Source organism: Stenotrophomonas sp. Ste86 (assembly GCF_024519465.1).
Lineage (GTDB): Bacteria > Pseudomonadota > Gammaproteobacteria > Xanthomonadales > Xanthomonadaceae > Stenotrophomonas.
The window spans coordinates 11928-34894 of sequence record NZ_JALJRW010000004.1; the positions used below are offsets into that span (position 1 = coordinate 11928).

Below are 22967 nucleotides of genomic sequence, written 5' to 3' on the forward strand. Positions count from 1 at the left end.
AGCGAAGCTCGGGAATGCAACAAGGACTATTTCAATGGCTGAACAATTCGACGTCGTCGTCATCGGTGCCGGTCCGGCCGGCTATCACGCCGCCATCCGCGCCGCGCAGCTGGGCCTGAAGACCGCCTGCATCGACGCGGCCCTGGGCAAGGACGGCAAGCCGGCCCTGGGTGGCACCTGCCTGCGCGTGGGCTGCATCCCGTCCAAGGCGCTGCTGGATTCTTCGCGCCAGTTCTGGAACATGGGCCACATCTTTGGCGACCACGGCATTACCTTCAAGGACGCCAAGATGGACGTCGAGGCGATGGTTGGCCGCAAGGACAAGATCGTCAAGCAGTTCACCGGCGGCATCGGCATGCTGTTCAAGGCCAACAAGGTCGCCGCCTATTACGGCTTCGGTGAGCTGCAGCCGGGCAACGTGGTCAAGGTCACCCAGCACGACGGCTCCATCGTCGAGCTCAAGGGCACCAACGTGATCATCGCCGCCGGTTCGGACTCGATCGAACTGCCGTTCGCCAAGTTCGACGGCGACACCATCGTCGACAACGTCGGCGGCCTGGACTTCACTGAAGTGCCCGCGCGCCTGGCCGTGATCGGCGCCGGCGTGATCGGCCTGGAACTGGGCAGCGTGTGGAAGCGCCTGGGTTCGGAAGTGACCATCCTGGAGGCGCTGCCGGAGTTCCTGGCTGCTGCCGATACCGAAGTGGCCAAGGCGGCCGCCAAGGAATTCAAGAAGCAGGGCCTGGATATCCGTCTGGGCGCCAAGGTTTCCAAGGCCGAAGTGACCGGCAAGGGCAAGAAGAAGGAAGTCGCCCTGACCTACGCCGATGCCGAGGGCGAGAAGACCCTGACCGTGGACAAGCTGCTGGTGGCCGTTGGCCGTCGCGCCGCCACCAAGGGCCTGCTGGCCGAAGGCACCGGCGTCAAGATCAACGAGCGCGGCCAGATCGAAGTGGATGCGCACTGCCACACCGGCGTCGATGGCGTGTGGGCGGTCGGTGACTGCGTGCGCGGCCCGATGCTCGCGCACAAGGGCTTCGAGGAAGGCATCGCCGTGGCCGAGCTGATCGCGGGCCTGCCCGGCCACGTCAACCTCGACACCATTCCGTGGGTCATCTACACCGAGCCGGAGCTGGCCTGGGTCGGCAAGACCGAGCAGCAGCTGAAGGCCGAGGGTATCCCGTACAAGGCCGGCAGCTTCCCGTTCGCCGCCAACGGCCGTGCCGTGGCCATGATCGAGCCGGCTGGCTTCGTCAAGGTGCTGGCGCACGCTGAAACCGACCGCGTGCTGGGCATGCACCTGGTCGGCGCCAACGTGTCCGAGCTGGTCCACGAAGGCGTGCTGACCATGGAGTTCAACGGCTCCTCGGACGACCTGGCGCGCATCTGCCACGCCCACCCGTCGCTGTCCGAAGCGGTGCACGATGCGGCGATGGCCGTGAACAAGCGCGCGATCCACAAGGCCAACTGAGGCCTGTAGATGGCGTAACGAAAAACCCCGCTGCGGCGGGGTTTTTTGTGGGCGCATCCGCGTCCCTGGTAGGGCCGGCCGTTGGCCGGCTGCGCTTTCTGTTGGGCCTGTGTGGAGCCGGCCAGCGGCCGGCACTACCGGTTACGGCCCGAGGCCGGCATACCGATAACGGTGGCGCCAGGCAGCTCTTTCTGTTGGGCCCGCGTGGAGCCGGCCAGCGGCCGGCACTACCGGTTACGGCCCGAGGCCGGCATACCGATAACGGTGGCGCCAGGCAGCTCTTTCTGTTGGGCCCGCGTGGAGCCGGCCAGCGGCCGGCACTACCGATAACGGGTCGGCCGCTCTTCCCGGCAAATGTGGAGCCGGCCAACGGCGACCGCTGCCGGTCGCGGCCGGCATACTGGCAACGCCGCCACAACGGCCATCAGGCGCGCTTGGCGTTCTTCTCCGGCGTCGCCGCGGCCGGCGCCTTCGGCGGATCCTTGCAGATGCGGTGCTGCGCGACCACCTCGCCCACCTTCCATTCCTTCACCACCCGGCAATGTTCCTTGGGGGTGTCCTTCGCAGGCGGTCGCTCAGCGTCTGCCTCGCTGGCCTTCTGCCGCTCCACCCAGGCCGTGGGCGGGTCAGCGGCAAGCGCCGGTGCGGCCAGCGACAGCGCGATCAGACCTGCGCACATGCGATTCATGCGATTCATGCGATCCACGCGATTCATGCGGCCACCGGGCCACCGCCCAGCAACCGCGCCGGCAGGAGAAACAGCGCGCGCAGGAACGCGAACAGCGCCGTGAAGGTAATCCCGACCAGACGCAACGGAAGGCTCACCAACCAGATGAACGGCCATGCCACCAAAGCCAGGATTGCCAGCGGCCAGCACAGCACGAACAGCAGGCACCAAACGCCAATCGCCAACAGGGTCTTCATCGTCGGTCTCCACCGCACCGGGCGTCATTGCCCACGGTTCTACACTGCGACCGCGCCGATGGCCCCGCAAGGCGCATGCGACGAACACCGACCAGCGCCGACGGACGCGGAAATACGCGGATGAAAAACAGGGAATCGGGTGAAAATCACCGGCAGCGCGCGAATGGGGCCGAGAGGTAGAGCCGAGCCATGCTCGGCTGACCATAGCCGAGAGGTAGAGCCGAGCCGTGCTCGGCTGGTCATAGGCGGGAGGTAGAGCCGAGCCATGCTCGGCTGACGCACCCGGAGCGCTGCCGGAAGAGCAGCCGAGCATGGCTCGGCTCTACCCTGCTCCGGGACAGGTGCCGAAGCGTACCTACCAACGGTCGGCACCTGCCCGGTTCGGATTCACCGGACTCACCGGACTCACCGGATTAAACGGACTCACCGAATTCACCGGATTGCCAACCCACGGCCGCCACCACCGTCACACCCGCAGCGTCACACCTGCAGCCTCACACCTGCAGCGTCACTCGAACGACCCCACCGAGTCGTGCGACAGGTTGTCAAAGCGCGTGTATTCACCGAAGAACTTGAGCTTGCACGCGCCGGTCGGGCCGCCTCGGTGCTTGCCGATGATGATCTCGGCCAAGCCCTTGTCCGGCGAGTTTTCCTTGTTGTAGTAATCGTCGCGGTAGATGAACACGATCATGTCCGCGTCCTGCTCGATAGCGCCGGATTCGCGAAGGTCGGCCATCACCGGGCGCTTGTCCGTACGCGTTTCCAGCGAGCGGTTGAGCTGGGACAGCGCGATCACCGGCACGTTGAGTTCCTTGGCCAGGCCCTTCAACGAACGCGAGATCTCCGAGATTTCGGTCGCGCGGTTTTCGCTGTTGCCCGGCACGCTCATCAGCTGCAGGTAGTCGATCACGATCAGGCCCAGGTCGTGCTCGCGCTTGAGGCGACGGCACTTGGAGCGCAGGATTTCCGGCGACACGCCCGGCGTGTCGTCGATGAAGATCTTGGTTTCCTTCAGCATGCGGATGGCGCCGGTGACCCGGCTCCAGTCCTCATCTTCCAACTGGCCGGTACGCAGGCGCTGGGCGTTGATGCGGCCGTTGGAGGAAATCAGACGCATCGCCAGCTGCGAGGCGGACATTTCCATCGAAAACACCGCCACGCCCTTCTTGGACTTGATCGCCGCGTACTCGGCGATGTTCAGGGCGAAGGTGGTCTTGCCCATCGCCGGACGCGCAGCCAGGATGATCAGGTCGGTCGGCTGCAGGCCCGAGGTCATCGCGTCGAAATCCGCGTAGCCGGTCGGCAGGCCGGTGATGTTCCCGCCGTTCTCGAAGCGGTTGCGCAGCTCTTCGAAGGCGTCCTTCAACGCCCCGGGCATCGCCACGAAATCGGTGCGGCCGCGGGCGCCCTGTTCGGCGATCGCGAACACCGACTTTTCCGCCGCCGACAGCAGCTCGCTGCTTTCGCGGCCTTCGGGCTGGAAGCCGTCGTTGACGATGTCGGTGCCGACCTGGATCAGCTGGCGCAGCACCGCCTTGTCGCGCACGATCTCGGCGTAGGCGGCAATGTTGGCCGCCGACGGCGTGGTGCTGGCCAGTTCGATCAGGTAGGCGCCATCGCCGACCAGCTCCATCCGCCCCTGCGATTCGAACCACTCGCCCAAGGTCACCGCATCGAACGGACGATCGCGCTCGGACAGCTCGCGGATCGCACGGTAGATCATCTGGTGGTCGCGACGGTAGAAATCGGTCTCGGTCAGCTGATCGTTGATGCGGTCGTAGCTTTCCGGGGCGAGCATCAGTCCGCCTAGCACCGCCTGCTCGGCCTCGATCGAATGCGGGGGCACGCGCAGCTGGTCGATCCGCGATTCATCGCGGTCGAAACGGTCACCGCGGTCTTTGCGGTCGGAACGGAAGCCAGAGCGGGCGGACATATCGAGGCGTACTTCCTGCAGTGCGGAGCATGGGGCATGGTAGGCACGGAGCGACCGCCACAGCCATGCACAACCCTGTGGATAAGCGGTGGATGAGCTGGGTATACCGGCAGTTGCCGGCAGCATCGGCCGCAGCCGTCGCATTTCGTGCGACAGGCGCCGTTGCGGCGCCCGCCGTGCCACCATTATCGCAGAAGCGCCCGGCTCAATGCTGACCGCCGTGGGTGGCGATCCAGGCCAGGAACTTGTCCACGAAGCCCTGCAGGAACGTCTTCGTGGCCTCGTTGCCGATGTTGCCCGCCTCGTCGATCAGGCCATCCTTGAAGTGCAGGAACACCTCCGGCTGGCCGAGCACCGGCACGTCGAGGTAGGCCAGCACATTGCGCAGGTGCTGCTGGGCCAGCGCGGTGCCGATCACCCCGATCGAGGCCCCGGCCACCGCCGCCGGCTTGCCGGCGAACGCGCTGTCGCCGTAGGGACGCGAGCCCAGGTCGATGGCGTTCTTGAGCACGCCGGGGATCGAGCGGTTGTACTCGGAGGTGATGAACAGCAGCGCGTCGGCGTCACGGATCTGCTTTTTCAGGCGCACGCCCTGGGCGGGGTAGTCCTTGTCGAAATCCTGGTTGTAGAGCGGCAGGTCGCCGATCTCCACGTACTCAAAACGCGCTTTGCCGGCCGCCAGTTTCTCCAGCGCATGGGCCAGCGCCTTGTTGTGCGAGCCCTTGCGCAGGCTGCCGACCAGTACCGCGATCTTCACTTCGGCCATGGGGATGTCTCCGTTTGGGGGAAACCCCGAGCCTAGGCGGGCGCACCTTCGGCGACGGTGAAGGGGGCTCGGCCAGGCGCCCACACCGCGCAGGGTGGAGCCACCCCATGGGTGGCTGCCTTTCCACCACACATCATCGGCACGTCAGCCACGCATGGCGTGGCTCTACCCTCCAGCACCCCGCAAGGTAGCGCCACCCCATGGGTGGCTGCCTTTGCACCACAGATCATCGGCACGTCAGCCACGCATGGCGTGGCCCTGCCCTCCAGCACCCCGCACGGTAGAGCCACCCCATGGGTCGCTGCGCACCCTCAACCGCGCTCGACGCCCGCGCGCACCTCGCGCCAGTGCGCCTGCCAAGCCTGGAACATCAGCACGTTCCAGAGATGCGTGTGCCATTTGCGCTCGCCCTGCTTGAACTGCTGCCACAGCGGCGCCACCGCCTCCACGTTGAACACACCCTCCGCGGCCAGCCGCGCCGGATCGAGCAGCTCGTCGGCCCAGCCGCGCAGGTCGCCCTTGAGCCACGCACTGACCGGCGCCCCGAAGCCGCGCTTGGGGCGGTGCACCATGTCCTGCGGCACATAACGGCCCAGCACGCGCTTGAGCAGGTACTTGCTGACCCCGTCGCGGTGCTTCATCGACAGCGGCAGCGACCAGGCGAACTCGGCCACCCGCCAGTCCAGCAACGGCGCGCGCGCCTCCAGGCTGACCGCCATGCTGGTGCGGTCGACCTTGCACAGCAGGTCATCGGGGAGATAGGTGTTGAAGTCGGCCAGCATCATCGCATCGGCCGGCGACCCGGCACCGTGCAGCGGGTCGGCCAGGTCGTAGAAGCTGCCCGCGCCGGACGCGCCTTTCACCGCAGCGACCGGGTCGCGCCAGCGCGAGATCCGGTTGCGGTATACATCGCCGATGCCGCGCGCGCCGGTTTCGGCCAGCAGCGCGGCCAGGCCGCCGGTCCGCGACGCCTCGCCCTGGGTATGCGAATGGGCGGCCATCCAGCGCCGCAGCGGCGCCGGCACCCTGCCCAGCATGGCCCAGTTGCGCAGCGCACGCTGGTAGCGGCCGTAGCCGAAGAACAGTTCATCGCCGCCATCGCCGGACAGCGCCACCGTCACCGAACCCCGGGCCAGCCTGGCCACCAGTGCGGTGGGCACCTGCGAGGCATCGGCAAAGGGCTCATCGAACATCGCGGGCAACTGTGGCACCACCGCCAGCGCGTCGGCGCCGCTGACATACAGCTCGGTGTGATCGGTGCCCAGGTGTTGCGCCAGCGCCTTGGCCAGCGGCGCCTCGTCGTGATCCGAATCCTGGAACCCGATGCTGAAACTGTGGATCGGCGTGGACGACTGCGACTGCATCAGCGCGGCCACCACCGATGAATCGGTGCCGCCGGAGAGGAATACGCCGACCGGCACGTCGGCCACCATCCGCAGCCCCACCGCGTCACGCAGCAGGCCGTCCAGCTGCGCCTCGGCATCGTCGTCGCTGCCGATGAACGGCAACGCCAGCGCCTGCTGCATGCGCTCGCGCGCATTCCAGAACGGCACCTGCTGCTGGTCCGGCCGGTGTGCGGCGGCACCGGCGGCAACGGTGGCCGCGTCCAGGCGCAGCACCCGCCCCGGCATCAGCTTGAAGCAGCGCGCATGGATGCAGTGCGGGGCGGGAATGTAGTCCAGCCGCAGCAGCAGGGTCAACGCGTCGCGATCGACGTCGTTGTCGAAGGCCGGGTGCTGCCACAGCGCCTTCAACTCCGATCCGAACACCAGCGCATCGCCGGCCCAGCCGTAATACAGCGGCTTCTTGCCGACCCGGTCGCGGGCCAGCCAAAGACACTGCTCGGCGTGGTCCCAGAGCGCGATGGCGAACATGCCGTTCGCACGCTGCAGGGTTTCATCCAGCCCCCACGCCACGAACGCGGCCAGCAGCACCTCGGTGTCGGAGTGCCCGCGGAAGTGGTGCCCCAAGGCCTCCAGCTCGGCACGCAGCGTGGCGAAGTTGTAGACCTCGCCGTTGTAGGCAAGCACGTAGCGCCCATCGTCGGACGCCATCGGCTGGTGGCCCAGCGGCGACAGGTCCAGGATGCTCAAGCGCCGATGCGCCAGCGCGATGCCGCGCCCGGCATCGGCCCACACCCCGCTGTCGTCCGGGCCACGATGAATCAGCGCGTCGCCCATGCGTCGCGCCAGCTCTTCCAGTGCTGCCTGCTCCGCTACCGGAGCCGGCAGCAGCATTCCTGCCAATCCACACATGCGTCAGAGATCCTGCGCCAGTACCCGGGCGGCGCTTACCAGCGCATTGTCGCTTGGAAGCACGCACATTGCTGCCCCCGCCAGCGGCGTATAGGTATCGGCACCGCTGACCCGCTGCAACGGCAGGTGGCCCAGGCCTGCTTCGACCAACGCGGTGATGACGCCCTCGCCCACCCCGGCGCTGTGCCGGCCCTCATCGACCACCAGCACACGCTGGGCGTCGGCCGCCTGTTCGGCGATGAAACCGGCATTGAGCGGCACCAGCCAGCGCAGGTCCACCACCCGCACCTGCCAGCCCAGCTCGGCCTGGATGGTGCGCGCCGCGCGCAGGCTCATCGGTACGCCGTTGCCATAGGTGAAGACCACCAGGTCGCTGGCCTCCGGCGCATATACCCGCCCCTCCCCCGGCAACATCGTCTGCTCCGGCGATGGGTAGGCGAACAGCCACTGGCCGTCGCCCGGGTCGTGCAGATCCTTGGTCATGTACAGCGCGATCGGCTCCAGGAACACCGACACCCGTCCATCGACCTGGGCCAGTGCGGCCAGCGTACGCAGCATCGTCGCCGCGTCGTCGCCCCGCGACGGGCACCCGACCACCAACCCGGGGATATCGCGCAGCGCGGCAATGGAATTGTCGTTGTGGAAGTGGCCGCCGAAGCCCTTCTGGTAGCCCAGCCCGGCAATGCGCACCAGCATCGGGTTGCGGTACTGGTCGTTGGAGAAAAACTGCAGCGAACAGGCCTCGCCACGCAGCTGGTCGGCCGCGTTGTGCAGGTAGGCCAGGTACTGGATCTCCGGGATCGGCAGCATGCCCAGGTTGGCCAGGCCCTGCGCCATGCCCAGGATCATGGTTTCGTCCAGCAGCGTGTTGAACACCCGGCGCGGACCGAACGCCTTGAGCAGGCCCTTGCTGACCGTATACACCCCGCCCTTCTGCGCCACGTCCTCGCCGAACAGCAGCGTGGACGGGTACTTGGCCATCAGTTCGTGCAGGCCCTGGTTGATCTGGATCGCCAGGTGCCGCGGCGGCTGCCGCTCGGGCAGCTGCGCCTCGCTGCCGAAGGCCGCCAGGCGCGCGTCGGCTGCGGCCACCCGGCCGGCCTCGGCCTGCACCGCCGCCGGCGAGTACGGCGCCAGCGGGGCCACGATCTGCGCCAGGCCTTCCAGCTTGGGACGTCGGTCGGCCTCGGCGGCAGCGGCAAAGCAGCGCGCGCGCATCGCCTCGTAGCGCTGCAGCAGCGTTTGACGATCCATCCACCCCGTTTCCAGCGCGATCTGCGCCGAGCGCAGCAGCGGATCGGCGGCTTCGGCCGCGCACAGTTCCGGCAACGGCCGCCACTCGATTTCGAAATCGGTGCCGGCATGGCCCATCAGCCGCGTGGTGCGCAGGTGCAGGAAGGTCGGCCGCCGCGTGCGCCGGCAGTGCTCCAGCGCGCGTTGCACCTGTGCATGGCCGCTGGCCAGGTCCAGGCCATCGGCAAAGAAGTAGTCCAGGCCCGGACGGTGGCTGAAGTTCTGCGCGATCCAGCCGTCCGGGGTTTTCACCGAGATGCCGATGCCGTTGTCTTCGCAGACGAACAGCACCGGCGCCGGCAGCCGCTGGTAAGCCGCCCAGGCGGCGGTATTGAAGGCGGTCTGCGCGGTGGCGTGGTTGGAAGACGCATCGCCGAAGGAGCAGATCACCACGCTGTCGTCGGGGATGGGCAACGCGTGCCCGATGCGCCGCCCGCTCTCGATGGCCATGGCCGTGCCCAACGCCTTGGGCAGGTGCGAGGCGATGGTGGAGGTTTGCGGCAACACCCACAGCGGCTTGCTGCCCCACACCTTGTGCCGCCCGCCACTGGCCGGGTCATCGCAACTGGCGGCAAATGACAGGGCCGCATCCAGCACGGGATCCATGTCCGGCAACTGGCGGAAGCGCTCGGCCATGAACGCGCCGGAACGGTAATGCAGGAACGCCGGATCGGTGTGCCGCGCCAGCCGCGCCACCAGCGCGTTGCCCTCGTGGCCGGACGAGCCGATGGTGTAGAAAACCTTGTTCTGCACGCGCAGTACGCGCGCCATCAGGTCCAGGTGGCGGCTGATCAGCTGCGACTCGAACAGCGCATCGAAGCCCTGCGCATCCAGCGTGCTGCCCGGCAGGATCGGCGCGTCAGGCGCAGGCCGCGGGGTCGGATCGCCCTGCCACTGCTGCACGAAGTCGATGAAGTTGGCATCGCAGATCTCGGCCCGGTTGAGGGCTTTCATGCGGGCGGGAATCGGATCGGGAACCACGGCAAACATCCATCAGCCTCCGTGACGCGCGGCCAAAGCGACCACGCCGGAAGTCTGGCCGCAACCCGCGCCGCTTGCCAAGCGCGGGTGCAGCATGGCCATCAGCCGGCGCGGCGCGCCCGCCATTGCTCGCGCGACTGGCCCCAGATTTCAATGGGCTTGCCGCCGTGCGGTGGAGGGAGTTCGCCCATGCGCAGCAACGTGCTGCCGAGCTTGCGCGCGACGACCTTGGAATTTTCGTTGGCCGCATCGATGGTGTGGATCACCTCGTCCCAGCCCAGTGTGGCAAACGCCCAGTCGATGCTGGCAACGGCCGCTTCCGGTGCATAACCCCTGCCCCAGCTTTCGCGCCGGATGCTCCAGCCGACTTCAGTGCCCGGCCAGTCCAGCGGCTGCCACGGCCCCATCCGACCGACCCAGTCGCCGCTGCTCTTTTCGATCACCGAAAACATCGAGAAGCCATACAGATGCCAGCTGCCGGCCAGGCAACTGAAGCTTCGCCAGGCCTGCGAAGGCGCCTGTACGCCACCGAGGTGCTGCATGACCTCCGGGTCGGTACAGAACCGCAGGAATGCGTCGAAGTCTTCCGCGCGCGGCGGGCGCAGGATCAGCCGTTCGGTTTCCAGCTGCAGGTCGAAAATGCTCATGCCGATGCCTGTTGATGTGCCGGCATCGATCTTGGCAGACGCGGCTCGCCCAGGCCAATGGATGTCATTGATCGGGCCTGCCCGTTGGGCTGGCGGCGGCAGCAAAACGCAACAGGCCGGACTAGGCCGGCCTGTTGCTCGCCCCATCACGCGGCGCGAAACATTACTGCTTGTTCGAATCCAGTGCAGCGGTCTGGGTGACCAGCTGGCCATCGATCACCGGCAGGCGATCGCTGCTCGGCTTGTTGTCCATCTTCACGGTCTTTTCGGCGCCATCGTAGCGGTAGGTCACGTTGTAGCCGGTGACCGCGTTGCTGGTGCCCATCGGAATGCGGTTGCCCGGCTTGCTGGCCATGCGCATGGTGCCGGTGGTGCCGTCTTCGTTGCGGTAGGTCACGTTGTAGCCGGTGACCTTGGTCGACTCGGAGGTCGCCGTTTCGGTATGGCACTGGCGCTCGGTACGGTTGACCACGCGGCCACCGACGTGACGCTTGTCGACCGTGTTGCCGATCAGGCCACCGGCCACGGCGCCTGCCGCGGTGGCGGCCTTGCGACCATTGCCGCCGCCGACCTGGTTGCCGAGCAGGCCACCGATGACCGCACCGGCGACGGTGCCGCCGACGTTGCCGTCGCGCTCGGGCAGACGCTCCTGCACGACCACGTCCTGGCAAACTTCATGCGGGGTCTGGGTGGTGGAGGTTTCGCGCACCGGCTCGGTACCGATCACGGTGGCGTAGGCCTTTTCCTTCCTGGTCAGCGGATCGACCTTGACGATATCGGCGTATTCCAGCTTGCCCGCCTTGTCCTCGACCGCGACCGCATCGGTGCGCGACCCGTCGTCGGCCAGCGGGGTGGTGTCCAGGGTGGGCCGGGTCTGCGTCGCCGTCACCGGATCGGGGGCGGACGAGCCACTCTTCATGAAGGCAGCGGTGGCGATGCCGCCGACGAGCAGCGCGCCAGCGGCGACCAAAGCAGTGGTGGTGGTACTTTTCATAACCGGCTCCCTGCGGACGATCCGCAACGTTCTTGAGCGGATTCCAGCATGCGGTGCCTGAACGGAATCTCCACAGTGCGTGCACACCACCCTTACCCATTCAGGTTCTGTGTCGCTGGGGCTCGTGATAGCGTTTACAGCATCTGTCCGAGGAGAGCGTCATGGCCAATCCCCTGCTGCTGCCGATGCTGGAATGGGCGCGTCGGTTGCGCTATCCCACCTTGTTCAAGCTCACCGCCGGCCTGTTCGCGCTGACCCTGTTCATTCCCGATCCGGTGCCGTTCGTGGACGAGATCCTGCTCGGCCTCGGCACGTTGCTGCTGGCCAACTGGAAGAACCGCAGCGCGGCCGTGCCGCCGGCCCTGCCGGGCAAGCGCCGCGCGTGATCCTGGTCGACAGTCATTGCCACCTTGATGCCGGCGAGTTCGATGCCGACCGTCCCGAGGTGATTGCGCGGGCGCGTGCGGCGGGGGTGGGCACGCAGGTCTTGCCAGCGGTGACCGCCGCCAGCTGGCCGAAGCTGCGCCAGACCTGCCAGATGGCCCAGGGACTTCATCCGGCCTACGGGCTGCACCCGATGTTCCTGGCCGAGCACCGGGCCGAACATCTTGACGAACTGCGTGGCTGGATCGAGCGTGAGCGCCCGTGCGCGGTTGGCGAATGCGGGCTGGATTTCTTTGTCGAGGGGCTGGATGCGGAGCTGCAGCAGCAGTACTTCGTGGGACAACTGCGGCTGGCGCGCGAATTCGATCTGCCGGTGATCGTGCATGCACGGCGTGCGGTGGATGCGGTGATCGCCGCGATCAGACAGGTGGGCGGGCTGCGTGGCGTCGTCCACAGTTTCCCGGGCAGTCCGGAGCAGGCCGCGCACCTGCACAAACTGGGTTTCCTGCTGGGACTGGGCGGCCCATTGACGTACGACCGTGCGCAGCGGTTGCAGCGGCTGGTGGCACAGATGCCGCTGGAACAGCTGCTGCTGGAAACCGACGCACCGGACCAGCCGGATGCGGGCATCCGTGGCGAACGCAACGAGCCTTCGCGGCTGCCGGTGATCCTGGAGGCGGTGGCGCGGCTGCGCGGGCAGCCGGCCGAGGAGATTGCCGCGCGGACCACGGCCAACGCGCGCGCGCTATTCGGCCTTGCCGATCCCCACTGAACCCTCCGACTGCTGCAGGTGTCCGCGCCCGATGCCGCACCAGCACAGCGCACCTACCAACACCAGCAGTCCTGCCGAAATGCCGATCGATGCGTGCATGCCTCGCATGAAGGCATCTGACGCGCCATTTCCTATCAAATTACCGAATATGGCGACCCCGAGCATGCCGCCGACCTGCCGCGCGCAGTTGAGCACACTGGACGCGATGCCTGCTCGCGACCCGTCAACCGAGGCGAGCGTGGCGTTGGTCATCGTCGGCACCACCAGCGCCACTCCGCTGGCCGCCAGCACCATCGGCACGATCAAGGGCGCGTACCCGGCCCCGATGCTGACCGGCATCAACAACAGGTAACCGAGCGCCGCCAGCAGCAGCCCGGTCACCATCAGGACTCTCGGCCCGACGCGTGCAATGAGACGCCCTGCCAACACATTGACCGCCATCAGCACCACCGTCATGGGAAGGAAGGCCAGCCCGGTCTGTTGTGGCGACAGATGCTGTTGTGTCTGGAAGAACAGGCTGAAGACGAAAATCAGGCCGTAGTACGCAAAATTCACCGCTACACCTGCCAGCGAGACGACGGAGAACGTACGGATACGGAACAATGTCAATGGCAGCATGGGCGAGGCGCTGCGGGCTTCGATCCGGAGAAAGGCCAGGGTCGCGAGGACGGCCAGCAGCGCGCCACCTTGCACCAGCCCATGTCGCCACCCAAGCTGGCCGGCTTCGATCAGCGCCGTGGCCATCGCTGCCAGCGCAAGGATCGCAGCCGCCTGTCCGCGCCAGTCGAGATCGCGCTGATGACGGCCGCCAGAGGGCGCCGCATGCCGCAGCGTCAGGTACATTCCGATCAAGCCGATCGGAAGATTGACAAGAAATACGCCTCGCCAGCCTGCGTGCGTCACCAGTATGCCTCCCAATACCGGCCCAGCCGCCAGAGAGGCACCACCCAGCGCGCCCCACCATCCGACCGCGCGGCTACGTGCCCGGTTGTCGGGATACGCCTGCCGCAGCATGACCAGCGAATTGGGCACCAGCAGCGCTGCGCCCACGCCTTGGATCAGTCGGGCCGCGACCAACACCGCCAGGCTGCCGGCAAGCCCGCAGGCGGCCGATGACAGCGTGAATACCGCCAGGCCGGAGAGAAACAGGCGACGCGCACCAAAGCGGTCGCCGAGCGTGCCACTGGTCAGCAGCAATGCCGCAAACGCCAGGGTATACGCGTTGACAACCCACTGCAGACCGGCCACATCGGTTGAAAATTCACGCCGCAGCGCATCCAGGGCCACGTTGACCACACTGATGTCCAGCAGGACGACGACCAATCCCAATGCCGAAGCCCAAAGCGTGCCGCGCGCGGAAGCAGCAGAAACCGTCATGAAGTACCTACCAGCGAGGGAGACGGGTCATGCTAGGCTCCGACGTTAGGCTCGAAAATTCCCCGAAACCTCACTCCAGACTTGCGAAAACGCACAGATGTTTGATTGGGAGGATATCCGTCACTTCCTTGCGGTTGCCCGCGCAGGCACCCTTTCCGGTGCCGCCAGAGCCCTGCAGGTGGACCATGCCACGGTCAGCCGTCGCGTCGCCGCGCTGGAGAGCGAGCTCCAGGTGTCGCTTGTCGAGCGCCTACCGCGCTCGTGCCGGCTCACCTCGATGGGCGTACAGATATACGAGCAGGCCAAACTGATGGAAGCCTCCGCCTTCAGCGTGGCCCGCTTGAGCCGCGCCAGCCAGGAGGCAACGGATGTCAGAGTGACCCTCAGTGCGCCGCCGGTCCTGGTCGCGCACCTTCTGGCGGAACGGTTCGTCGATTTCAGGGCAGGGCATCCCGGGATTCAGCTTTCCGTGTCGGCGCAGACCCAGCAGGTATCGCTCAGCCGCCGGGAGGCCGATGTGGCGGTGCGCCTGGTACGCCCCGTCGAAGCCAGCAGCGTCGTGCGCAAGATCGGGCGCATGCCCTTTGCCCTGTATGCCAGCGTGGGCTACGTGTCCACGCATCGTCCCGAAGACTGGACCTTCATTGCGTATGACACCCAGTTCGCAGACATGCCCCAGCAGCAGTGGTTACTGGGCGTGGCCGGCAGCCGGCGCGTGGGGTGCGAACTCAGCGACATCAGCAGTCATCGGGCCGCAGCGCTGGCCGGGGCTGGCGTAGCAGGATTGCCTTGCTTCCTTGGCGATGCAGCCCCCGGGCTGACGCGGCTGGACCATGAAGGCGCGCCATTCGCGCGCGATATCTGGCTGGTAGTACACCGCGATCTGCGGCGCTCGGCATCGGTGCGAGCCGTCATGGATTTCGTCGCGGACGCCATCGCCGCGCGACCCGGTCTTGGGATGGAAGTGTAGGCGCGCAGCGCAGCCGACCAACGGTCGGCGCTACGTGTTCGCGGTTGCCGGCGTCTTCATCAGCATTTCCAGCGCCTTGCCCACTGCCGCAAAGGCGAACGCGCCGGTGATGTGGGTGGCCGCGCCGAGGCCGGCGCCGCAGTCCAGCTTCAAGGCCGCATCCGCGCCGAGGTTCGGGCGGATGCCGCACACGCTGCCGTCGGCCTGCGGGTACTTCACGTTCTCCAGCGAATACACCGCCGGCACACCGAAGTAGCGCGACGCGTTCTTCGGGAAGTTGAAATCGCTGCGCAGCTTCTTGCGGATCAACGCCATCATCGCGTCGTGCTCGGTGCGCGATACATCGCGGATGCGCACCAGGGTCGGATCGGTGCGCCCGCCAGCCGCGCCGACGGTGAGGATCGGCAGCTTGCGGCGGCGGCACCAGGCGATGGTTTCGACCTTGACCCGGAAACTGTCGCAGGCGTCGATCACCAGATCGAAATCGCGGTCCAGCAGCTCCACCATGTTCGACACGGTCAGAAACGAAGCGATCGCATCGACCTGGATGTCCGGGTTGATCGCACGACAGCGCTCGGCCATCGCCTCGGCCTTGTTGCGGCCGTATTGGCCGGCCAGCGCCGGCAGCTGGCGGTTGGTGTTGGACACGCAGATGTCGTCGGCATCGATCAGGGTCAGGTGCCCCACCGCCGTGCGCGCCAGCGCTTCGACCACCCACGAGCCGACCCCGCCCATGCCGACCACCACCACCCGGCGGGTCGACAGCAGGTCCACGGTGCCCACTCCATACAACCGGTCGATGCCGGCAAATCGTTCGCGCAGTACGTCGTTCATGGGCGAATTTTACCCTCACCGGCCCCGTGCGTACGCCGCATGGACAGGACGCACCGTAAGATCGGCTCAGCCACCCACAAGGACGCCCGCCATGAATCAACCCGCCCCGCCCCGCCGCCCCTCCGCCGCGTATCGCTATCTGTTCGTGGGTGTGCTCGGCCTGGTGGTCGGGTTGATCGCCACGGTAATGGTCTCGCGCGCGATCCAGGCCCGCCAGGATCCGTTCCCGGACGCGCTCATGCACGTGATGAACCGGCAGGTGGAACTGCTGCAGGCCGCACAGGCGCAGAACCGCTGCACGCTGGCCGACAGCGTGCCGCGCCTGCAGACGATGCGCTCGCTGTCCAACGACATGGACGTGGCCTTCCCCGGATTGAAGGACAGCCAGGGCTTCCAGCAGCACGCCAGCGCCTTGCGCGCCACGCTCAACACCGCCCTGGCCGCCCCGCCCACCGACTGCGTGGCCATGGGCAAGGTGGTGGAAAAAATCCAGACCGACTGCAAGGCGTGCCACCAGGATTTCCGCTGATTCATCTGCCAGCCACCCTGCCAGGGTCAGATTGGCGCGCTGTTCACATAACACAGGACAGGATCTGCGGCATGCGCCCCAGACGCATTCGACCATCCCTCTGGCCAGGAGAACCACCATGAAGATCCAACTCATCGCCGCCGCTGCCATCGCCACCGTTGCATTGGCCGGCTGCGCGACCACTTCGCCCGGCTACGGTAGCAGCGGTTACAACAACGGTTACGGCAACAACAACGGTTACAACAATGGGTACAACAACGGCCGCTGTGCCGACTGCGGCATCGTGACCCGGATCAATCAGGTCGCTTCGGGCCGCACCGCCCCGACGGCGACCGGCGCCATCCTCGGCGGCCTCGTCGGCGCCGTTGCCGGCCATGAAATTTCCGACCACACCGGCGGCAGCCGCGGCAACAAGAACATCGCCGCCGCCGCAGGCGCGGTGGGTGGCGCGCTGGCCGGCAACCAGATCCAGAAGAACGTCACCAGCGATACTTTCGACATCAGCGTGCGCATGGATGACGGCCGCACCGTGGTGGTCAACCAGCGCGACCTCGGCGGCATCCGCGAAAACACCTACGTTCGCGTGGTCAACGGCAAGGTCATCCTGCGCTGATCGCACTGGCGCTGATCGCAGAATGAAGAAAGGGCCCGCGCAAGCGGGCCCTTTTGGTGTTGCTACCAGACAGAACCCGGTGGCCGCTTAGAGCGGCTTCACCTTGTCCGCCTGCAGGCCCTTCTGGCCGGTGACCACTTCGAACTCGACCGCTTGACCTTCCTTCAGGCTCTTGAAGCCCTAGGATTCGATCGCGCGGAAGTGCACGAACACGTCTTCGCCGCTCTCACGGCTGATGAAACCGAAACCCTTGGCGTCATTGAACCACTTGACGGTGCCCTTCTCTGCCATCTCTGCTACTCCCTAACAGTCTTGTTGTTGGATACGCCCTTAGAGGCGGCTGACAGCAAGGGGGAAGCGAGGTGCATCGATGCAGCGGATCTGGAAGATCTACCATCATCAGGCCACGATCCACGGTGACCTTGCCAAGCTCAGCATCTGCAACTTAACCCGAGCAAAACGAAAAATCAACTGGCAAATACTTTCGGTTGTCAACCCTATTTCCCCTACCATACGGAATAGCATGGACCCTTCATTCATCTTTAACCTGCTAGCGGTCCTGCTGGTGCTGGTCGGTATTGCAGGGATCGTGCTGCCGGCCCTGCCCGGCATCCCCCTGGTCTTCGCCGGGCTGCTGCTGGCGGCCTGGGCCGATGGCTTCGTCCACGTGGGCTGGCTGCCACTGACCCTGCTGGGGATCCTCACCCTGCTCTCCTTCGCGGTGGACATCCTCGCCACCGTGGTCGGGGCCAAACGGGTCGGGGCGAGCGGCAAGGCGTTGTGGGGCACGTTCATCGGCAGCATCGTCGGGCTGTTCTTCATGCCGATCGGGCTGCTGGCCGGGCCACTGCTCGGCGCGCTGGCCGGCGAGTACTGGCACACCCGTGAACTGGGGCGTTCGACCAAGGTGGGCTTCGCCACCTGGCTGGGCATCCTGCTCGGGGTGGCGCTGAAAATGGCGCTGGTGGTGGCCATGCTCGGGCTGTTCGCGTTCGCCTGGCTGGTCTGAACAGCCTGTTTTCACACCCTGCGCACGCCATTGCCGGGCATAACGCCCGGGGAGAACCACATCGTTGCGCTGGCAGGAACGGCCGCCAGCGGCCACACTGTCCTGCTACCCCATTCATTTTGCCACCTGGCCTGCTTTCATGACCCTCCTGCGCCCCCGCTCCGCCCTGTTCACCGCCTTGGCCCTGGCCAGCCCCAGCTTGCCGCTGGCGGCGCAGGAAGCCGCACCGACCCCGGCCTCGCCGGAAGCCTGCGCGCTGGTCGATACCGACGCGGCGCGCCTGGCCTGCTACGACACGCTGTTCGGCCACACCCGCGGCGTCACCGTGGCCGCCGACGCCGCGGCCGTGGCCGCGCAGCAGGCCCGTCGCGAGGAGCGCCAGGCCGCGCGCACCGCCGATGCCGATGCGCCGGCCACGCAGCGTGCCAAGCAGCGCCTGGGCGAACTGTTCAAAAGCGATGGCCATGAGGATGCGCTGGCCAATGCCGGCAAGGGCTCGCTGCTGGACAGCCGCTGGGAACTGGCGCAGGACTCCAAGCTGGGGGCCTTCCAGCTGCGCGCCTACAAGCCGGTCTACCTGCTGCCGGCGTTCTGGACCAGCGACAAGAACCAGACCCCGCAGTCGCCCAATCCGGCCAACACCGTCACCACCCCGCAGCTGCTGGACAGCAACGAGCTGAAGTTCCAGCTCAGCTTCAAGACCAAGGTGGTGGAAAACCTGTTCGGCGACAACGGCGACATCTGGGCAGGCTATACCCAGAGCTCGCGCTGGCAGGCCTACAACGCCGAGAATTCCCGGCCGTTCCGCGAGACCAACTACGAGCCGGAAATCATGATGATGTTCCGCAACGGCTACTCGATCGGGGGCTGGCGCGGGCGCATGAGCGGGATCAGCCTCAACCACATGTCCAACGGCCGCCCCGATCCGTTGTCGCGCAGCTGGAACCGGGTGATCGCCACGATCGGCCTGGACCGCGAAAACTGGGCGTTGGTGCTGCGTCCGTGGTACCGCCTGCCGGAAGACCGCAAGGACGACAACAATCCGGATATCGAGGATTACATGGGACGTGGCGACGCGACCCTGACCTGGAACCGCAACGGCCACGAAGTGTCACTGATGGCGCGCCACTCGCTGCGCGGCGGTGACCGTTCGCACGGCGCGGTGCAGCTGGACTACGGCTTCCCGATCAGCAACCTGCTGCGCGGCCATGTGCAGGTGTTCGATGGGTATGGCGAAAGCATGATCGACTACAACCACAAGGCGACCTACATCGGCGTGGGCGTGTCGCTGCTGGAATGGTATTGATGGCGGTGACGATCTGGCACAACCCGCGCTGCAGCAACTCGCGCGGGGCGTTGCAGATCCTGCGCGAGCATGGCATCGAACCGACGGTGATCGAATACCTGAAGGACCCGCCCGATCGGGCCACGCTGCAGGCCTTGATCGAGGCGATGGGATGCGGCGCACGCGCGCTGCTGCGGGACAAGGAAACAGCCTATGCGGCGCTCCAGTTGGCTGACCCCGCACTGGACGACGGCGCATTGATCGAGGCGATGCTGCGCCATCCCGAGCTGATCAACCGTCCGATCGTGCGTACCCCGAAAGGCGTGCGCCTGTGCCGCCCACCGGAAACGGTGCTGGACATCCTGCCCGCGTAGTACGCGGGTAGAGGCGATCAGCCGCCGCAGGCAGCCATGCAGCGGCTGCGGTTCTCGCCGCAGGCCAGCGCCGGCAGTCGGTTGCGGCAGTAATCGTTACTGGCCTCGCAGGAACGCCGTAGCTCGGGGTTGTCCAGCTTCTCGCAGCGCGCGTCGCGCTGCGTGGCCACGCCGGTACCACAGCGGTCGCCGCTGCCAAATCCCGACCGGCGGGTCATGCAGCTGTCGTGCTGGCGCTGGCATTGGTCCATGCACTGGTTGGCCGCGGTGACCTCGCGCAGGCTCGGTGCGGAATAGCTGTCGCCATCGCTGCTGCAGGCAGTCAGCAGCAGCGCCAGCGCAGCCACGTAGAGCATCCTTGGCATGGTGTCACTCCTGGTTGGAAACGTGTCACGTGCGACTTTATCAGGCCCGTGCGCGGTCCAGAACCGGGTGACATCAGCGCCAGTCGGTGATGCCTTCGCGTCGGTAGACCTCGATGAAGGCCGGGCGCGCCTTGAGCCGGTCGGCGTACGCCTTGAGCACCGGCCAGTGATCGCTCGGCGTGGGCATGTTGCGCGACCAGCGCAGCAGCATCACCAACATGAAATCGACCACGCTCAGCTGCGCTCCCAACATGTACGGACCGCCGGCCTGCAGATGGTCGGACAGCCGTTGCCAGGCCGCTTCGAGGCGTTCACGCGCGTGCTGCCGTGTGGCCTCGGCATTGTCCGCGCCGGCCATCTCGTGCGCGTAGAACCACGCGCGATACGCTGGCTGCACGGTATTGGCGCACCAGAACATCCATCGGTAGGCTTCGCCGCGCAAGGGCGTGCCCGGCACGGGCAGCAACCCGGCCTGCGGATGCAGATCGGCCAGGTGCAGTGCGATGGCCGCCGCCTCGGTCAGGACCTGATCCCCCATCACCAGCGTGGGCACTACGCCGGCCGGGTTCAGGGCGAGGTACTCGGCCGATTTCTGCTGCCGCGTGTCGAAGTCGAGCAGCACCAGTTCGTGCGGCACCTCCAGTTCCAGCAGCAGCCAATGCACCACCAGCGAGGCGGTGCTGGTCGATCCGTACAACGTAATGGCCATGCACGCCGCACCTGTCGTGGGAAGCCCCAGATTATGCACTCGCCGCCGAGCGCAGACCATGGATACAGATGCCTGGCTCCCTGCGGCGTCACTGTGGCTGTCGGACGGTGCGCTCGGGGCATAGCATGCCGCGCATCTTCATTGCGCCGAGTGCACGCCCATGGCCGATCCCGCCAACCTGCTTGCCTTCGGCCTGATCTCGCTGGGCATGGTACTGACGCCCGGGCCGAACATGATCTACCTGGTGTCACGATCGATCTGCCAGGGGCGCGTGGCGGGGCTGATCTCGCTGGGCGGGGTGGCACTCGGCTTTCTCGTCTACCTGTTGTGCGCCGCGCTGGGCATCACCGCGCTGTTGATGGCCGTTCCGCATGCCTACGACGCGCTGCGCATCGCCGGCGCGTTGTACCTGCTGTACCTGGCCTGGCAGGCTCTGCGCCCGGGCGGACGTTCGCCGTTCCAGCTTCGCGCGCTGGCATCGGACAGCCCGCGCCGCCTGTTCGCGATGGGCCTGTTCACCTCGCTGCTCAATCCGAAGATCGCGGTGATGTACCTGTCGTTGCTGCCGCAGTTCATCCAGCCGCACGGGCATGGCAGCGTGATGGCGCAATCGGTGGCGCTGGGGCTGGTGCAGATCGCCACCAGCGTCAGCGTCAATGCATTGATCGTGCTGGCCGCCGGCAGCATCGCCGCGTTCCTGGCGCGTCGTCCGCGCTGGCAGGCAGTGCAGCGTGGGCTGATGGGCACGGTGCTGGGCGCGCTGGCGGTGCGGATGCTGGTGGACGCGCGCCGGTAACGAAGAACGGCGCCTTGCGGCGCCGTCTTTTTTTGATGCGATACCGACCAGCGGTCGATATCTACCGGGTCAGGCCACCACCACCGGGATCTTGCCGATGCGGGCCTGCCATTCGCGCGGGCCGGTGATGTGCACCGATTCGCCGGTGGAATCCACCGCCACGGTCACCGGCATGTCCTGCACGGTGAACTCGTAGATGGCTTCCATGCCCAGGTCGGCAAAGCCGACCACCTTGGCGGCCTTGATCGCCTTGGATACCAGGTAGGCCGAACCACCGACCGCCATCAGGTAGGCCGATTTGTTGTCCCGGATCGCCTCGATCGCCGCCGGGCCACGCTCGGCCTTGCCGACCATGCCCAGCAGGCCGGTCTGCTCCAACACCTGGCGGGTGAACTTGTCCATGCGGGTGGCGGTGGTCGGACCGGCCGGACCCACTACTTCATCGCGCACCGGATCGACCGGGCCGACGTAGTAGATGAAACGGCCCTTGAGGTCGACCGGCAGCGGCTCGCCCTTGTTGAGCATGTCCACCATGCGCTTGTGCGCGGCGTCGCGGCCGGTCAGCAGCTTGCCGTTGAGCAGCAGGGTCTGGCCGGGTTTCCAGCTGGCGACGTCTTCCGGGGTGATGGTGTCCAGATCGACGCGGGTGCCCTTGGAGGCGTCATAGGTGATCTGCGGCCAGTCTTCCAGCGACGGCGGATCGAGCATCACCGGGCCGCTGCCGTCCAGGGTGAAGTGCGCATGGCGGGTGGCCGCGCAGTTGGGGATCATCGCCACCGGCAGGTTGGCCGCGTGGGTCGGGAAGTCTTTCACCTTGATGTCCAGCACGGTGGTCAGGCCGCCCAGGCCCTGCGCACCGATGCCCAGCGCGTTGACCTTGTCGAACAGCTCCAGGCGCAGTTCTTCGGCACGATTGGACGCGCCTCGGGCCTTCAGCTCGTTGATGTCGATCGGCTCCATCAGCGATTCCTTGGCCAGCAGCATCGCCTTTTCAGCGGTGCCGCCGATGCCGATGCCGAGCATGCCCGGCGGGCACCAGCCGGCGCCCATGGTCGGCACGGTCTTGAGCACCCAGTCCACGATCGAGTCGGACGGATTGAGCATGGCGAACTTGCTCTTGGCTTCCGACCCACCGCCCTTGGCGGCGACGATCACCTCCACGGTGTCGCCCGGCACGACCTTGACGTTGACCACGCCCGGGGTGTTGTCCTTGGTGTTGATGCGCTTGCCGGCCGGATCGGCCAGCACCGAGGCGCGCAGCTTGTTGTCCGGGTAGTTGTAGGCGCGGCGCACGCCCTCGTTGGCCATGTCTTCCACGCCCATCGTGGCATCGTCCCAACGCACGTTCATGCCGATTTCCAGGAACACGGTGACGATGCCGGTGTCCTGGCAGATCGGCCGGTGGCCTTCGGCGCACATGCGGGAATTGATCAGGATCTGGGCCATCGCTTCCTTCGCGGCCGGCGATTCCTCGCGCTCGTAGGCGGCGGCCAGGCTCTTGATGTAATCGACCGGGTGGTAGTACGAGATGTACTGCAGCGCGTCGGCGATGGACTGGATGAGGTCTTCCTGCTTGATCGATGTCACGACTTGCTCGCTTGCTGGAGGCTGGCGGGGGTTGAACCGCCGATTTTAACAACTACGGCCCGGCCGCGTTGAGAATCGCTCGCGGCCACGGCATCTGGT

At 66.5% G+C, this 22967-nt stretch carries 23 protein-coding genes and 1 pseudogene; 10 read left to right on the forward strand and 14 right to left on the reverse strand.

The window, feature by feature from the left end:
• Positions 1–34: 34 nt before the first annotated feature.
• Positions 35–1471 (forward strand): dihydrolipoyl dehydrogenase, encoded by a 1437-nt coding sequence (lpdA, locus tag NR101_RS05280; RefSeq protein ID WP_256775543.1) that lies wholly within the window; start codon positions 35–37, stop codon positions 1469–1471.
• Positions 1472–1895: 424 nt separating this feature from the next.
• On the opposite strand, the gene NR101_RS05285 is transcribed toward lpdA, so the two are convergent.
• The 8 genes from NR101_RS05285 to NR101_RS05320 all read right to left on the reverse strand — a co-directional run bounded on the left by NR101_RS05285 (position 1896) and on the right by NR101_RS05320 (position 11264).
• Positions 1896–2159 (reverse strand): hypothetical protein, encoded by a 264-nt coding sequence (locus NR101_RS05285; protein WP_306175410.1) that lies wholly within the window; start codon positions 2157–2159, stop codon positions 1896–1898.
• A 23-nt stretch (positions 2160–2182) separates the two neighbouring features.
• Positions 2183–2395 carry a hypothetical protein gene (locus NR101_RS05290; protein WP_256775544.1) on the reverse strand — a complete coding sequence of 71 codons (213 nt, stop codon included), beginning with the start codon at positions 2393–2395 and terminating at the stop codon, positions 2183–2185.
• Positions 2396–2903: 508 nt separating this feature from the next.
• Positions 2904–4328 (reverse strand): replicative DNA helicase, encoded by a 1425-nt coding sequence (locus NR101_RS05295; RefSeq protein WP_256775545.1) that lies wholly within the window; start codon positions 4326–4328, stop codon positions 2904–2906.
• A 205-nt stretch (positions 4329–4533) separates the two neighbouring features.
• Positions 4534–5094 carry an NADPH-dependent FMN reductase gene (locus NR101_RS05300; RefSeq protein WP_256775546.1) on the reverse strand — a complete coding sequence of 187 codons (561 nt, stop codon included), beginning with the start codon at positions 5092–5094 and terminating at the stop codon, positions 4534–4536.
• A 311-nt stretch (positions 5095–5405) separates the two neighbouring features.
• Complete coding sequence (asnB, locus tag NR101_RS05305; RefSeq protein WP_256775547.1) at positions 5406–7349, reverse strand: asparagine synthase (glutamine-hydrolyzing); 1944 nt, start codon at positions 7347–7349, stop codon at positions 5406–5408.
• A gap of 3 nt (positions 7350–7352) precedes the next feature.
• Complete coding sequence (locus NR101_RS05310) at positions 7353–9632, reverse strand: thiamine pyrophosphate-dependent enzyme (RefSeq protein ID WP_256775548.1); 2280 nt, start codon at positions 9630–9632, stop codon at positions 7353–7355.
• Positions 9633–9724: 92 nt separating this feature from the next.
• The gene (locus tag NR101_RS05315) at positions 9725–10270 is read right to left on the reverse strand and encodes a GNAT family N-acetyltransferase (RefSeq protein WP_256775549.1); all 546 of its coding nucleotides are present in this window, start codon (positions 10268–10270) and stop codon (positions 9725–9727) included.
• 163 nt (positions 10271–10433) lie between these two features.
• Entirely contained in the window at positions 10434–11264 is an 831-nt protein-coding gene (locus tag NR101_RS05320) for a glycine zipper 2TM domain-containing protein (RefSeq protein WP_306175411.1), read from the reverse strand.
• A gap of 161 nt (positions 11265–11425) precedes the next feature.
• Between NR101_RS05320 and NR101_RS05325 the strand changes: the two genes are divergently transcribed.
• Positions 11426–11650, forward strand: a complete 225-nt coding sequence (locus NR101_RS05325; protein ID WP_256775550.1) for a DUF6116 family protein — start codon at positions 11426–11428, stop codon at positions 11648–11650.
• A complete protein-coding gene (locus NR101_RS05330; RefSeq protein WP_256775551.1) occupies positions 11647–12420 on the forward strand; it encodes a TatD family hydrolase in 774 nt (257 codons plus the stop codon). The genes NR101_RS05325 and NR101_RS05330 overlap by 4 nt, the downstream gene beginning before the upstream one ends.
• Here NR101_RS05330 and NR101_RS05335 read toward each other — a convergent pair.
• Entirely contained in the window at positions 12394–13797 is a 1404-nt protein-coding gene (locus NR101_RS05335) for an MFS transporter (protein ID WP_256775552.1), read from the reverse strand. The two genes, NR101_RS05330 and NR101_RS05335, sit on opposite strands and share 27 nt — an antisense overlap.
• Positions 13798–13894: 97 nt before the next feature.
• Here NR101_RS05335 and NR101_RS05340 point away from each other — a divergent pair, with 97 nt between their 5' ends.
• Positions 13895–14767 (forward strand): LysR family transcriptional regulator, encoded by an 873-nt coding sequence (locus NR101_RS05340; protein ID WP_256775553.1) that lies wholly within the window; start codon positions 13895–13897, stop codon positions 14765–14767.
• Positions 14768–14797: 30 nt separating this feature from the next.
• On the opposite strand, the gene NR101_RS05345 is transcribed toward NR101_RS05340, so the two are convergent.
• A complete protein-coding gene (locus tag NR101_RS05345) occupies positions 14798–15601 on the reverse strand; it encodes a tRNA threonylcarbamoyladenosine dehydratase (protein ID WP_256775554.1) in 804 nt (267 codons plus the stop codon).
• A gap of 91 nt (positions 15602–15692) precedes the next feature.
• On the opposite strand from NR101_RS05345, the gene NR101_RS05350 reads away from it, so the two are divergent.
• The gene (locus NR101_RS05350) at positions 15693–16130 is read left to right on the forward strand and encodes a hypothetical protein (protein WP_256775555.1); all 438 of its coding nucleotides are present in this window, start codon (positions 15693–15695) and stop codon (positions 16128–16130) included.
• Between the two features lie 118 nt (positions 16131–16248).
• Positions 16249–16743: a glycine zipper 2TM domain-containing protein gene (locus NR101_RS05355; RefSeq protein WP_256775556.1), complete on the forward strand. Its 495-nt coding sequence runs from the start codon at positions 16249–16251 to the stop codon at positions 16741–16743.
• Positions 16744–16830: 87 nt separating this feature from the next.
• On the opposite strand, the pseudogene NR101_RS05360 reads toward NR101_RS05355, so the two are convergent.
• Positions 16831–17034: pseudogene (locus tag NR101_RS05360) on the reverse strand (cold-shock protein).
• A 232-nt stretch (positions 17035–17266) separates the two neighbouring features.
• Between NR101_RS05360 and NR101_RS05365 the strand changes: the two are divergent.
• From NR101_RS05365 to arsC, 3 genes are all read left to right on the forward strand, one after another.
• Positions 17267–17752: a DUF456 domain-containing protein gene (locus NR101_RS05365; RefSeq protein ID WP_256775557.1), complete on the forward strand. Its 486-nt coding sequence runs from the start codon at positions 17267–17269 to the stop codon at positions 17750–17752.
• 139 nt (positions 17753–17891) lie between these two features.
• Positions 17892–19058, forward strand: coding sequence for a phospholipase A (locus NR101_RS05370; protein WP_256775558.1), 1167 nt, complete (start codon positions 17892–17894; stop codon positions 19056–19058).
• Entirely contained in the window at positions 19058–19411 is a 354-nt protein-coding gene (gene arsC / locus NR101_RS05375) for an arsenate reductase (glutaredoxin) (protein ID WP_256775559.1), read from the forward strand. Before NR101_RS05370 ends, arsC begins: the two co-directional genes overlap by 1 nt.
• A 17-nt stretch (positions 19412–19428) precedes the next feature.
• On the opposite strand, the gene NR101_RS05380 is transcribed toward arsC, so the two are convergent.
• Complete coding sequence (locus tag NR101_RS05380) at positions 19429–19776, reverse strand: hypothetical protein (RefSeq protein ID WP_256775560.1); 348 nt, start codon at positions 19774–19776, stop codon at positions 19429–19431.
• Positions 19777–19849: 73 nt separating this feature from the next.
• Positions 19850–20485 (reverse strand): glutathione S-transferase family protein, encoded by a 636-nt coding sequence (locus NR101_RS05385; protein WP_256775561.1) that lies wholly within the window; start codon positions 20483–20485, stop codon positions 19850–19852.
• Between the two features lie 160 nt (positions 20486–20645).
• Between NR101_RS05385 and NR101_RS05390 the strand changes: the two genes are divergently transcribed.
• Positions 20646–21281: a LysE family translocator gene (locus NR101_RS05390; protein WP_256775562.1), complete on the forward strand. Its 636-nt coding sequence runs from the start codon at positions 20646–20648 to the stop codon at positions 21279–21281.
• Between the two features lie 69 nt (positions 21282–21350).
• Here NR101_RS05390 and NR101_RS05395 read toward each other — a convergent pair whose 3' ends face one another.
• The gene (locus NR101_RS05395) at positions 21351–22868 is read right to left on the reverse strand and encodes a fumarate hydratase (protein WP_256775563.1); all 1518 of its coding nucleotides are present in this window, start codon (positions 22866–22868) and stop codon (positions 21351–21353) included.
• Positions 22869–22967: the final 99 nt, after the last annotated feature.